A 12,881-nucleotide genomic window follows, 5' to 3' on the forward strand; every position below is an offset into this window, starting at 1 on the left:
ACCGCTATTGCGCCTTTATCTCTAAGACTTTAGAGTTCTGCCCTATCATGAGCGATCTATCACGAATCAGCGACGAACTCGAGATTTCCGCTCTGCTGCACCGCTACGCGCGTGCGGTCGACAGCAATGACTGGGAGCTGTATCGGGCCCTTTTCACCGACGACGCGGTCATCGACTACACCTCGGCCGGGGCGATCGCCGGTCCGCGGGACGAGGTGATCGACTGGCTCGGCAAGGGTTTCGCGACGATTCCGTGGACCATGCACTACATCACCAACATCGAAGCCGACATCGACGGCGACACCGCCCGGGTCCGGGCGATGTTCTACAACCCGATGCACCTGCCCGGCATGGCCGAAATGAGTTCCTGCGGGGGCTATTACCACCACGAACTGATCCGGACCGAAGACGGCTGGCGCAGCCGCAAGCTACGCGAGGAGAACGTGTGGTTTGCCAATGCGCCTGGACAACAGGGACATTCATGAGCCAGGCGCAAACACCACCAGCACCCCGACCGCCCGAGGGCGACTGGCTCGGAACACCGTTCCTGCGGTTCACCCGCGAGGGCGCATTCGGAGTCTGCACCCTGGACCGACCGGAAGCGCGCAACGCGATGACGCCGGCGATGTACTTCGGCATCAAGTACGCGGTGAATCATGTCGGCAGCGACCCCGATCTGGCGGGGTTGCTCATCACCGGCACCGGAGACGTCTTCGCGCCCGGCGGTGACATGGGCGGGGGCGGTGCCGACAACTGGCTGACTTTCGGCGCGGCGCTCGGCATGGACGCCCTGCCCTTCGACACCCTGCGCCAATCCGCCAAGCCGGTGGTCGCCGCGGTCAACGGGCTCTGCCAGGGCGGGGGACTGCAAATCGCGCTGTGCGCCGACATGGCCGTCGTCAGCGACCGCGCCACCTTCCGGGTGCCCGAGCTCTACCGCGGCATCGGCGACACCTACTACAGCCAGATGCTGGCCCGGCTGATCGGCCCGGTCCGCACCCGCGACCTGATGTTCACCGGACGCACCCTCTCGGCGCCGGAGGCGCTGGATTGGGGGATGGTGGCGCGCGTCGTCCCGCACGACGAGTTGGCCGGGGCGGCAAGGGAAGTGCTTGCGCAGTGCTGCCGGACCGCTCCGGGCGCCCGCACGGTGATCAAGTCCAGCCTGGACAACTACCTCGGCCTGTACGACCGGATCGGCATGCAGTCCAGTCTCGGCGCCCCAGAATCGATCGAAGGCTTCATGGCTTTCAAGGAACGCCGATCGCCCAGCTGGGTGCACCCCTCATTGAGAATCGAGGGGCGGCTCTAGCGCAGCGATCACTTCGGCGGCGGCCCGCCGGCCGGCTTCGATCGCCCCGTCCAGATACCCCGGATGCTCACTGGCCGTTTCCGATCCACCCCAATGGATATCGCCGACGGGCACGCACGGCATCGGCACGAATCCCTCGGTGGTGCCCGGTTCGGGCAGTGCCACATAGCCACCCCCGACGTATTCATCGCAGTGCCAGGACTTCTCCTGCCAGTCGACCGGCTGCAGGACTTCGGCGCCGATGTGGGCCACCAGCGGCGCCAGCACGGCGTCCCGCCGCGCTCCGGCGTCCAGCGCGGACAGCTCTCTTGCATCGGGACCCCCCACCAGGACACACAGATGGCCGGGGCCTCTGGGCGCCGTGGTGTCGAAAACCGCGCTGCCAGGGTTGCCCAGTACGAGGAACTCCCCACCGCCGCGGTCCCGCCAGAACGGCCGGCGATACACGAAGACTGCCTTGTACACCGATCCCATATAGGTGTTTCGTTGCAGTGCAACATAATTGACGGGTAGCTCGGGGTCGAACGCGATCCGGGCAGCCACCGGCGGGGGCGCCGTGACGATCACCTTGTCGGCCCGCACGTCGTCCGAAGCCGTTTTCACCACCACCCGGTCGGCACGGGTGATTGAGGTGACCCGCTGACCCGTACGCACCCGCGGGCCAAGCTCCGCGGCCAGCCGCTCCGCCAGCGCCCCGGCGCTCTCGACCAGTAATGACTCCTGGGCGCCGCCTTTGGTCCCGAGGATTGTCGACAGACCACCCTGGTGGCGGATCATGTCCGCGGCGGCATGCACCGATAGCCGATCCAGATCGCCGGTCCACGAGATGAGAGCGACCACCTCCAGCAGTCGCCGGGCGGTGCGACCCGGCACTCTGCGCAGCCACCGGTCGAGCGTCGACGCATTCCACTTGGCCGGTGTTCCGACTCGTGCCAGTACGCCGAACCCTGCCATCGCCAAGGCGACGACCAGCATCGACGGCCCCATCGCTGAGACCCGGCGTGGACCGTCGATCACCGTGGGCAGGGCGCCGGTATGCATGGGGAACATGGTCACGCCGAGTTCGGTAGCCAAATCCTTGACACGGTCGTGGTCGTGGCCGATCCACTGCCCGCCGAGGTCGAAGCACGACCCCAGCGTGCTGGTCTGGCCGAGTACGCGCCCACCCACCCGATCGGCCGCCTCGAGGACGATCACGTCGACGCCCGCGCGGTGTAGCTCGCGCGCTGCCGTCAGTCCCGACAGGCCGGCGCCCACTACCGCAACCGTTGAGTTAGGCACTGTGTGTCTCCCGTCCTAATAAGTCGGTCAACCGACCGAATTAGTAAGCCACAGGCACCGCACACCGCGCAACACGTATCAACGCGCCCTCTTGACCGGTTGCGGGTCGGCGAACATGACCAGCATGTCCACGGCATGATCGAGATCGTGGCGTGCGCGAGCGGCGTCGGTGCTGGCGACGTACTGCACGATCAGGCCGTCCAGCACCGCCAGAGCCAACCGGCCGAGCGTCGGGAAGTCCACGGCGCACCGTTCGCCGGCGGCTCGCGCCGCCTGCTCGCACAGCGTGCTGACCAGGTCGGTGTACCGGTCGTACTGCAACTGGGCCAGTCCGCCCGCGCCTTCGGTGCGCACGGAATACATGGCCAGTTCATACTGCATGACCTGCAGTCCGATCTCACGCTCCACCAACTTGGTCCAGAACCCCGTCATGCCCTGCCGCAGCGCGTGCGCAACACCGCGGTCGGGCTGCAGGCCGGGCCGCACCGCCGCCACCACCTCGTCGATGACCGCCGAGATGACCGCCCGCAGCAATCGGTCCTTCGTCGGAAAGACGTAGTGCAGCGTGCCGAGTGGAATCCCGGCCTCGGCTGCCACCGCGCGCAACGTCGTGCCCGGAACCCCGACGTCGCTCAGTACCCGGACTGCGGCGGTGACGATCTCCTCGTGACGTTGCTCCGCCCGCACGTATGCCATTGGTGGCTCCTTCGGGATCGATAGTCGGACAACCGACCGAAGTGTACGGCGGTGAGCGGGGTCTGGCGCCCAACCCCGCGACGGGGTGGAATAGGCGTGTGAAGCGACTCAACGGTGTGGACGCCCTGATGCTGTACACCGAGACACCCGAGATTCACATGCACACGCTGAAGATAGGCATCCTCGACGTGTCAAAAATGGAGCAGGACTTCAACTTTGAGCTGTTCCGCGAGGTCGGTTATCAGCGGCTCATGGCGCTGGAGCCACTGCGCTACCAGCTGCTGGACATTCCGCTGAAGTTGCACCATCCCATGTGGGTGGTGAACGAGGACATCGACCTCGACTATCACGTACGTCGCGCGCAGGTGCCGGCCCCCGGTGGACGCCGCGAGCTCGATGAATTGATCGGCCAGATCGCAAGCACCCCGTTGCGCCGCGATCACCCCCTGTGGGAGATGTACGTCGCCGAGGGGCTCGCCGGCAACCGGATCGCCATCATCCACAAGGTCCACCACGTGTTGGCCGATGGAAAGGCCTCGGCGAACCAGATGGCCCAGGCCCTGTCGCCGCACCAGCCCGAGCCGCGGCGGTTGCCGCCTGAACTACCGACCCGCTCGCACCTGCTCAAGGAGGCCGCCAAGGATCACGCGGGCCTCATCCGAAAGCTGCCCCGTCTGGTCAACGAGACGGCGTCGGGAGTCTCCCGGGTGCGGCGCAGATCGAAGGAGCGCGGCGCGAACCCCGACCTCGCCCGCAATTTCGCCCCGCCGCCGTGCTTCATCAACCACCGAGTCACTCCCGGGCGCCGGTTCGCGACCGCACCGCTGGCGTTGGCCGACGTCAAGGAGACGAGCAAGCATCTCGGCGTCACGCTCAACGACGTCGTATTGGCCACGGTGGCCGGGGCGTTGCGCCGGCTGATGCTGCGCTACGACGGCCATGCCGACGTCCCGTTGATCGCCGGGGTGCCGGTGAGTTACAACCCGTCGCCAGACCGCCTGGACGGCAACGAGTTCACTTACATGACGCCCTCGCTGCCGGTGCATATCGAGGACGCGATGCAACGGGTGACGCTCACGGCGACGGCCACCAAGATCGCGAAGGAGAACCACCAGCTGCTCGGCCCGACCGTGCTGCCCGCCTGGATGTCCTACCTGCCGACGGCGTTGGCACCGCGCATCTTTCGCACCCAGGCCCGGCGGATGGAGTCGGGCAGCGTGATGAACCTGGTGGTGTCGAACGTGCCCGGGCCGCGCGAACGCGGCTGCATCGAAGGAGCGACGCTCACCGAGATCTATTCCGTCGGACCGATCGTGGCGGGCAGCGGCATGAACATCACCGTGTGGAGCTACGTCGACCAATTCGCCATCTCGGTGCTGACCGACGATCTCACCCTTGACGATCCGCACGAGGCCACCGATGCGCTGATCGACGCTTTCCGTGAACTGCGCAGCGCCGCCGGACTTTCCGACGCTCTCACGCCGGTCGAGGCCGCCTTGCCGCTGGCCGCGGCGCTGGGTTGACGGCCATGCAGGGGCAGGGCTGGCGCAGGCACGTCGTGATCCGGCTGGTGGTTGCGGCACTCGTCGGCGCTGCCGCTGTGCTGCTCATCGTGACCACCCGGGGATGGGCGTACGCACCGAGCCTGGGATGGCTCGCCTCGGCGCTGGTCTATCTGGTGTGGACGTGGATCGTCGTGTTGCCGATGGACGCCGAGCGCACGCGCGAACACGTGGTGCCTGAGGACCCGCCGACCGGCTGGATCATCGACGTGGTGATCCTGTCGGCCAGCGTGGCGAGTCTGGCCGGGGTGGCGCACCTGCTCGCCGCCGGCTCCAAGTCGGGAGTGGAGAAAAACGTCGCTGCCGGGATCGGGGTGGTCTGCATCGCCGTCGCGTGGTGCGTCGTGCACACCGTCTTCAGCATCCGCTACGCCGACGTCTACTACTCGAACTCGGCCAGCGGCATCGACTTCAGCGGCGCAGAGGATCCCCGTTTCCTGGATTTCTTCTACCTCGGATTCACCATCGGGATGACCTACCAGGTCTCCGACACCACGTTGCAGACCGGCCAGCTGCGTCGCATCGCGCTGGGCCAGGCGCTGCTGTCCTACCTGTTCGGGGCGGTTATTCTGGCCGTCACCATCAATCTGGTTGTTGGACTGAGTAATTCATGAAAGGACGGCGCCATGGCCGGTACCGGGCAGCCCGCGCGTCAGCAGGCTCGAGAGGCTCGCGTCATCGAGCACATGCAGAGTGAGAACGTGCAGGAATGGGACCGCACGATGGCGACGTTCAGTCACCCCCGCTACGAAATGCCGGACGGGACGGTGTTCGACGGCGCTGACGAGGTCATGCAGTACTGGATCGATGGCCGTGCGCTGGTGCCCGACCAGACCAACGAGCTGATCGAGCTCACCCACCTCGACGACGGGCAGGTCCAGATCGAGTTCTGGCTGCGCGGTACCCCGACTACGGCGGCAGAGCCGTTCGAGGTTCGGCTGTGGGCCGTCTTCGGCTTCGACGAGTCCGATCTGATCACCGGTGAGCGCGTCTTCGTCCAGCCGCCGACGGCCGACCAGATCGCGGGATGATGTTTCTGAAATCCATCTGACGGGAACGAGGACGTGTGCCGAATAGCGAGGAACAGACCGTGTCGACGTCCGGCGAGCGCGGCGGTCCGATCCGCAGCCTGATTCCGGCCCGCATCGACCGGCTGCCCTGGTCGCCGTTCCACACCCGCATGGTGGTGGCGCTCGGCGTGGCCTGGATCCTGGACGGCCTGGAGATCACCGTGGCCAGCGCGGTGGCCGAGACGCTGACCGAACCGCAGACACTGCACCTGTCCTCGGCCGCCGTCGGGTTCGTCGCCACCGTCTACCTGGCCGGTGAGGTTGCCGGGGCGCTGTTCTTCGGAAGGCTCTCCGACAAGCTGGGCCGGCGCAACCTGTTCATGATCACCCTCGGTGTGTACCTGCTCGGCAGTGCACTCACCGCGGCGACACTGGGCAACAGCCCGGGCTGGATCGCCTTCCTCTACCTGACGCGATTCATCGCCGGCATGGGCATCGGCGGGGAATACGCGGCCATCAACTCGGCGATCGATGAGCTGATCCCGGCCCGCTTCCGCGGCCGCGTCGACATCGCGGTCAACGGAACCTACTGGGCCGGGGCGGTGCTGGGCACCCTGGGCACGTTCGTGTTCCTGCGGGCGATCGAGCTGAGCCTGGGCTGGCGGCTGGCGTTCCTGATCGGCCCGGTCCTGGCGCTGGTGATTCTGCTGGTCCGGCGCAACCTGCCGGAGAGCCCGCGCTGGCAGGTCATGAACGGACGCACCGACGACGCCGAGCGCACCATCTCCCACATCGAGGAGGAGGTGCAGGCCACCGGAGCGACCCTGCCGCCGGTCGATGAATCCGCGGCCATCGAATTGCGGCCCGCCCAGGAGATCGGCTACCTCGCGTTGACGCGCGTGCTGTTCCGCGACTACCCGAGCCGGGCTGCGCTGGGGGCCGTGCTGATGATCAGCCAGTCGTTCCTGTACAACGCGATCTCCTTCACCTACACCCTGGTGCTGGGCAAGTTCTACGGCGTTCCCTCGGCCTCCACGCCGTTGTACCTGATCGCGTTTGCCGTGGGAAATCTGTTGGGACCCCTGACCATTGGGCACTTCTTCGACACCATCGGCCGGCGCAAGATGATCGCCGGAACCTACCTGCTGTCGGGGCTGCTGCTGGCGGTCAGCGCGGCCCTGTTCCAGGCCGGCGTGCTCAACGCGATCACGCAGACCATCGCCTGGTGCGTCATCTTCTACATCGCCTCGGCCGGTGCCAGCGCGGCCTACCTCACGGTCAGCGAGATCTTCCCGCTTGAGGTGCGCGCCAAGGCGATCGCGGTGTTCTTCGCCATCGCACAGTGTTTCGGTGCGCTGGGGCCGGTGATCTACGGGGCGCTGATCGGCGACGGCTCCAAGCCGCTGCTGCTGTTCCTGGGCTATCTGCTGGGTGCTGCCGTGATGATTGTGGGCGGCCTAACCGCCTGGTTCCTCGCCGTCGATGCCGAGGGAAAGTCGCTGGAGGACATCGCCACACCGCTGGCCGCAAGGTGAAGTCATACTGAGTGATCAACAACGGTTCCGGTGACGGGAGAGGGACGTCGGTGGTCTTTCGCGCAGACCAGGAGATAGGCCGCGATCTGGCTGCCGTGGACTGGGCGTCCACACCGCTTGGGCCGGTTGATGAGTGGCCACAGAGCCTGCGCACCGCCGTCGACATCCTGCTTTCGTCCCAGTTCTCCATGTGGATGGGGTGGGGCCCGGAACTCACCTTCTTCTGCAACGCCGCCTACCGTCGGGACACCCTGGGCCGCAAATATCCCTGGGCGCTGGGCCGGCCCGCCAGTGAAGTCTGGGCCGAAATCTGGGCCGATATCGCCCCGCGCGCCGATCGGGTCCTGACCGAGGGTGAGGCGACCTGGGACGAGGCGTTGATGCTCATCCTGGGGCGGTCCGGTTATCCGGAGGAGACCTATCACACCTTCTCCTACAGCCCGTTGCGCGATGACGACGCGCGCGTCGTCGGACTGCTCTGCGTGGTCAGCGAGGACACCGAGCGGGTGATCGCGCAGCGCCGCATCGCCACCCTGCGCGACCTGGGCTCGGACCCGAGTGTCATTCGCACCGAGCGGCAGATGCTCGATTTCGCCGCCGGCCAACTCGACAAGAACCCCTACGATCTCCCGTTCACCCTGACCTACCTCTTCGACGACCGGGGCAACGCAAGGCTTGCCGGAGTCAGTGGCATCGCGCTCGGGCACCCGGCGGCCCCGGAAACGTTGGCGATCGGCGGCGACTCGGTGTGGCCGGCCGGCAAGGCGGCGCAGGGCGACTGCGAGGTAATCGAACTCGACGGTCTGGCAGCGAATCTGCCCACCGGCGCGTGGCCCGAGCCGCCGAAGCAGGCCTTCATGGTGCCGTTGCTGCAGCAGGGTGGCCCGCCGGTCGGATTCCTGGTGGCGGGACTGAACCGGTATCGCGAACTCGACGACGGCTACCGCGGGTTCGTCGAACTGGTGGCCGGCTACCTCGCGACGGGGGTGAGCAGCGCCCGCAGCTACCAGGCTCAGCAGCAGCGCGCCGAGGAGCTCGCCGAACTGGACCGCGCCAAGACCACCTTCTTCTCCAACATCAGCCACGAATTCCGCACCCCGCTCACCCTGATCCTGGGTCCGGTCGACGAATTGCGCGGTCGCGCAAGCGATTTAGACGAGACCGCACGCCAGGAGCTGGAGCTGGTGCACCGCAACGGATTACGGCTCGCCAAATTGGTCAACACGCTGCTGGACTTCTCGCGCATCGAGGCGGGACGGATGCAGGCCCGGTTCGAGCCGGTGGACCTGGCGTCGGTCACCGCCGAACTGGCCAGCGTGTTCCGTTCAGCGATCAACCAGGTCGGCCTCACGCTCACAGTGGACTGCCCGCCGCTGGACGAGCCGGTGTTCGTGGATCGCCAGATGTGGGAGAAGGTGGTACTCAACCTGCTCTCGAACGCGTTGAAGTTCACCTTCGACGGCGAAATCTCGGTACGGGTCGCCCGTGACGACCGGCAGGCGGTAGTCACCTTCGCCGACACCGGGGTGGGTGTGTCGGCGGCCGAAATGCCGCGGCTGTTCGAACGTTTCCACCGCATCGAGACCACCCGTGCCCGATCCACCGAGGGCAGCGGCATCGGGTTGGCCCTGGTGCGGGAACTGGTCGGGTTGCACGGAGGGACCATCACTGCTGACAGCCGGGAGGGCGAGGGGACCACCTTCACCATCCGGTTGCCGTTCGGCACCGCGCATCTGCCACCCGACGAACTGGCCGAACCAAGCGACACCCGGGTGGCGCCGGGCACGGTTGCCGAGCCGTACGTGCAAGAGGCGCTGCGTTGGCTGCCCGGTGAATCCGAGACGGCGACACCGGTTTTGGAGGCCCTGCCGGCCCAGGGCGGGGGCACTGGCCCGGCGCCGCGGGTGTTGGTCGCCGATGACAACGTGGACATGCGCGAATATCTGGCGAACCTGCTGGGCGCGTCCGGGTACCAGGTCAGCGGCGTGGGCGACGGTGAGCAGGCGCTGGAGGCCATCCGCGCCCAGCTGCCCGACCTGGTGATCAGCGACGTGATGATGCCCAAGCTGGACGGGCTGCAATTGCTGGCCGCGCTGCGGGCCGACCAGCGCACGGCGGCGCTGCCGGTGCTGCTGCTGTCGGCGCGGGCAGGCCAGGAAGCCTCCATCGAAGGCCTGCTGGCCGGCGCGGACGACTACCTGGTCAAGCCGTTCGCCGCCGCGGAACTGCTGGCCAGGGTGCGCGCCAACGTCGAGTTGGCGCGAATCCGCAACTATCACGTCCGGTGGCGAACCGCGCTGGTGGATTCGCTGCAGGAAGCCTTCTTCGTGATCGACGAACACGGCACCGTGATCGAGATCAACGCGGCTTTCGCCGAAATCCTCGGCTACGGCACAGAGGGACTGCCGTACGAACCTCCGCACGCCTGGTGGCCGGACCCCGAGACCGATATCACCGCCCGTCGGCTGGTCGAGGACGAGTTCGCGAAGTCGCTCGGCGAATCCGAGGGCAGCTTGTCCATCCCGGTCACCCACCGCGACGGGCACCGGCTGTGGATCGCGGTCAACTTCAGTCACGCCCACGATCCTGATTCCGGGCGCCGGGTCATGGTCGGCACCTTCCGCGACATCACGGCGGAGCACTACGCCGTGCAGAGTCAGAGCGCGCTGGCGGAGCTGAATCAGCAACTGGTGCAAGCCGATACGCTCACCGACGCGTTGCAGGGCGCCGCCGAGGTGCTGCGCCGGGTGTGGCAGGCGCGGCGCGTGTTGGCGGTGACCTTCACCAGCGGCTCGTCCAATGGAAGCGCGCCGCACGTGGTCTGCGCCGGTGAGCCGGCCGAGTGGGAAGACCTCACGCCGCAACTGCAGCAGCAGATCGGATCGCTGCGCGAAACGGATCTGCTGAGCACCGTCACCGTCGATGCGGGTGCGGCCGGTATCGCCTCGCAGCATCCCCGCGGGCTCCTGGTCATCTGGGTCGAATTGTCCGAGCATCGCCGTTTCACCCGGGAAGATCAGACGCTGCTCGCGGTGCTGGCCGGCCGGCTCGGGCAGGGATTGCAGCGCGTCTATCGACTCGACGAGCAACGCGAAACCGCGGTGGCGCTGCAGCATGCGATGTTGGGGCCGGCGTCGCTGCCCGAAGGTTTCGCGGTGCGGTATCTGCCCGCCAGTCACCCGCTGCAGGTGGGCGGCGACTGGTACGACGTCGTCGATCTCGACGAGGATCGCGTCGCGTTGATGGTCGGCGACTGCGTGGGTCACGGTCTGGCGGCGGCCACCGTCATGGGCCAGCTACGCAGCGCCTGCCGCGCGCTGCTGCTCGAGCAGCCCAGCCCCGGTGCGGTGCTCACCGCCCTGGACCGATTCGCCGCCCGGCTGCCCGGCGCCCGCTGCACGACCGCATTCTGTGCGGTGCTCACCCAGGAGACGGGCGAACTGGTGTACTCGAGTGCCGGACACCCCCCGCCGATCATGGTCTACGCGGACGGCACCATGGTGCTGCTGGGCGAAGAACACGGACTTCCCTTGGCGTTGCGCCCGAATTGGCAGCGACCCGAGAGCCGCATCACCATGCCGCCGCGAGCGACCCTGCTGCTCTACACCGACGGTCTGGTGGAGCGGCGCGGGCATTCGCTGGATGACGGCATGACGCGGGCGGCAGACGTGGTGCAGACTGGCCGATCGCAGGCGCTCGAAGAGGTGGCCGATCGGCTCATGTCCCAATTGGAGCCCGGTGACGGGTATCCCGACGACGTGGCCATGCTGCTCTACCGGCAGCCCGCGCCGTTCTCACTGGAGTTCGTCGCCGACGCCAGCAATCTTGCCGACAGCCGGAATGCGTTGCGCGGCTGGCTGACCCGGGCGGGAGTCGAGCCGAATCAGATTCAGGATGTGCTCATCGCGACGGGTGAAGCAGTCGCCAACGCGATCGAGCACGGTCACCGCGACCGGCGGGTGGGCACCGTTTCGCTGCGCGCGACCGCGATCGTAGACCGGCTGCAGGTGACCGTCACCGACACCGGCGCCTGGAAGGCGCCGGCCCACACCGCCGACTTCAGCCGCGGACGCGGTATTTCGCTGATGCGAGTCCTGATGGAGGACTGCAGCATTGAATCCAGCGAAGCCGGCACGACCGTGTTAATGCATGCAAGGATCTCGTGATGGCTACACCGCTCACCTTGAACACCGAGCGCGACCCCGACGGGGCGCACCGCTTGACCGCGGTCGGCGAGATCGACCTGAGCAACATCGAGGTGTTCAAGCGGGCCCTTTCCGAGGCCAACGCGGGCACCCGCGAGCCCATCACCATCGATCTCAGCGCGGTCAAGTATGTCGACAGCGCCGGAATCAACGCCCTGTTCGATCAGGCCGACGCGGTCGATGAATTGCACGTGATCGTCCATCCGTTGCTCGTTCGGGTGCTCACGGTGAGCGGGTTCAGCAAGATCGCGAGCATTGAGGCCGCGGCTACGGCCGACTGAACTGCATGTCGAGGCTGCGCAGGTAGGTCTGCAACCCCGCATCCTGGACGGGAATCAGATGCGCCGGCGCGCCGGACTCGTTGTAGTGCGCGTGCCACATCCCGGGTGGCGTGGTGAACGCTCCGCCGGCCTGCCAGTCCACCCGAATCGGGTCGGCGATGCGGCCGCGGTCGTCGAGCCGGGTGCCCAGCAGCGTGTAGCACCCCGGCTGGGCGTCCAGGATCAGGTCCAGCGCGACCGACTGGTGGCGGTGCGGGCGCTGCTCCTGACCGGGCGGCAGCACCCCGAACATCGCCCAGAGCACGTGCGTCAGTGTCAGGGTCTGCTCCTGCTCGGCGTTGGCCAGCAGCACGCTGACCCGGTTCTTCTCGTTGGCGCCCGGTTGCGCCGCGATGTGCTCGAGTTCGGCGAGCACGTCCGCTCCGCGGAACTTGGTCGGGCGGAACCGCGGTTCGCCGGCCCGCACGCCGAGGTAACGGAGCAGGGGCTCGTCGTGCACCCAGTACATCGCCGCGCCGTCGGCGGCGTGGAACACCGCCCGCGCACCGGCCGGCAAAGTCAGGAAATCGCCCTTCTCCCAATGGACTAGGCGGCCGTCGACCGTTGCGCTGCCACGCCCGGACAGCACGTAGTACATCTGCGACGTGGCGTTCGGGCAGGTGTCGATCTGCTCGCCCGCGCGAATCCGCACGAAGTTCGCCAACAGCGCCGGACTGGTGGCCGCGCCGGTGTGCAGGCCGAGATCTGCCGACAGGTCCAACGGCACCACACCGGTCGGCTGATCCAGATAGATCTCCGGGCCGAACTGGGCGATCGGCACCCGGGGCGTGTGGCCGGATCCGATCGGGTCGGCGGCCTGCGTGTATTCGAAATAGCGGGCCTCGTCAGCCCAGTCCTCGACGATCGGAGCTTGGCGGTGCAGTGCGGTAGTCATGTCTATATCGTATCTATCTTGTATCTATCATGCAAGCCGATAGAGTCTGCGGTACCACTGAGCCG

Annotated in this window: 11 protein-coding genes; 8 read left to right on the top strand and 3 right to left on the bottom strand. The window is 67.1% G+C overall.

The genetic code is table 11. The annotated features are described in order from the left end of the window. Window positions 1–47: 47 nt before the first annotated feature. The gene (locus tag C0J29_RS07960; RefSeq protein ID WP_065043423.1) at window positions 48–485 is read left to right on the top strand and encodes a nuclear transport factor 2 family protein; all 438 of its coding nucleotides are present in this window, start codon (window positions 48–50) and stop codon (window positions 483–485) included. Next, window positions 482–1,312 carry an enoyl-CoA hydratase/isomerase family protein gene (locus tag C0J29_RS07965; protein WP_120791966.1) on the top strand — a complete coding sequence of 277 codons (831 nt, stop codon included), beginning with the start codon at window positions 482–484 and terminating at the stop codon, window positions 1,310–1,312. Before C0J29_RS07960 ends, C0J29_RS07965 begins: the two co-directional genes overlap by 4 nt. Here C0J29_RS07965 and C0J29_RS07970 read toward each other — a convergent pair. Then, entirely contained in the window at window positions 1,286–2,593 is a 1,308-nt protein-coding gene (locus C0J29_RS07970) for a flavin monoamine oxidase family protein (protein WP_120791967.1), read from the bottom strand. The genes C0J29_RS07965 and C0J29_RS07970 overlap by 27 nt on opposite strands. Window positions 2,594–2,671: 78 nt before the next feature. Continuing rightward, window positions 2,672–3,289, bottom strand: a complete 618-nt coding sequence (locus C0J29_RS07975; RefSeq protein WP_120791968.1) for a TetR/AcrR family transcriptional regulator — start codon at window positions 3,287–3,289, stop codon at window positions 2,672–2,674. 98 nt (window positions 3,290–3,387) lie between these two features. On the opposite strand from C0J29_RS07975, the gene C0J29_RS07980 reads away from it, so the two are divergent. The 6 genes from C0J29_RS07980 to C0J29_RS08005 are packed head-to-tail and all read left to right on the top strand — an operon-like array spanning window position 3,388 to window position 11,882. After that, on the top strand, window positions 3,388–4,812 hold the full coding sequence (locus tag C0J29_RS07980) for a WS/DGAT/MGAT family O-acyltransferase (protein WP_174814829.1): 1,425 nt from the start codon (window positions 3,388–3,390) through the stop codon (window positions 4,810–4,812). A 5-nt stretch (window positions 4,813–4,817) separates the two neighbouring features. After that, window positions 4,818–5,465 carry a DUF1345 domain-containing protein gene (locus C0J29_RS07985; protein ID WP_120791970.1) on the top strand — a complete coding sequence of 216 codons (648 nt, stop codon included), beginning with the start codon at window positions 4,818–4,820 and terminating at the stop codon, window positions 5,463–5,465. A gap of 12 nt (window positions 5,466–5,477) precedes the next feature. Beyond that, window positions 5,478–5,882: a hypothetical protein gene (locus C0J29_RS07990; RefSeq protein ID WP_133448684.1), complete on the top strand. Its 405-nt coding sequence runs from the start codon at window positions 5,478–5,480 to the stop codon at window positions 5,880–5,882. A 59-nt stretch (window positions 5,883–5,941) separates the two neighbouring features. Then, on the top strand, window positions 5,942–7,396 hold the full coding sequence (locus C0J29_RS07995) for an MFS transporter (RefSeq protein WP_242460381.1): 1,455 nt from the start codon (window positions 5,942–5,944) through the stop codon (window positions 7,394–7,396). 50 nt (window positions 7,397–7,446) lie between these two features. Beyond that, the gene (locus C0J29_RS08000; RefSeq protein ID WP_242460382.1) at window positions 7,447–11,562 is read left to right on the top strand and encodes a SpoIIE family protein phosphatase; all 4,116 of its coding nucleotides are present in this window, start codon (window positions 7,447–7,449) and stop codon (window positions 11,560–11,562) included. Further along, on the top strand, window positions 11,562–11,882 hold the full coding sequence (locus C0J29_RS08005; RefSeq protein ID WP_120791973.1) for an STAS domain-containing protein: 321 nt from the start codon (window positions 11,562–11,564) through the stop codon (window positions 11,880–11,882). The genes C0J29_RS08000 and C0J29_RS08005 overlap by 1 nt, the downstream gene beginning before the upstream one ends. Here C0J29_RS08005 and C0J29_RS08010 read toward each other — a convergent pair. After that, window positions 11,869–12,816, bottom strand: a complete 948-nt coding sequence (locus C0J29_RS08010; protein ID WP_120791974.1) for a cupin domain-containing protein — start codon at window positions 12,814–12,816, stop codon at window positions 11,869–11,871. The genes C0J29_RS08005 and C0J29_RS08010 overlap by 14 nt on opposite strands. Between the last annotated feature and the right edge of the window lie 65 nt (window positions 12,817–12,881).

The sequence above is a fragment of the Mycobacterium paragordonae genome, assembly GCF_003614435.1.
Classification (GTDB): Bacteria; Actinomycetota; Actinomycetes; order Mycobacteriales; family Mycobacteriaceae; genus Mycobacterium; species Mycobacterium paragordonae.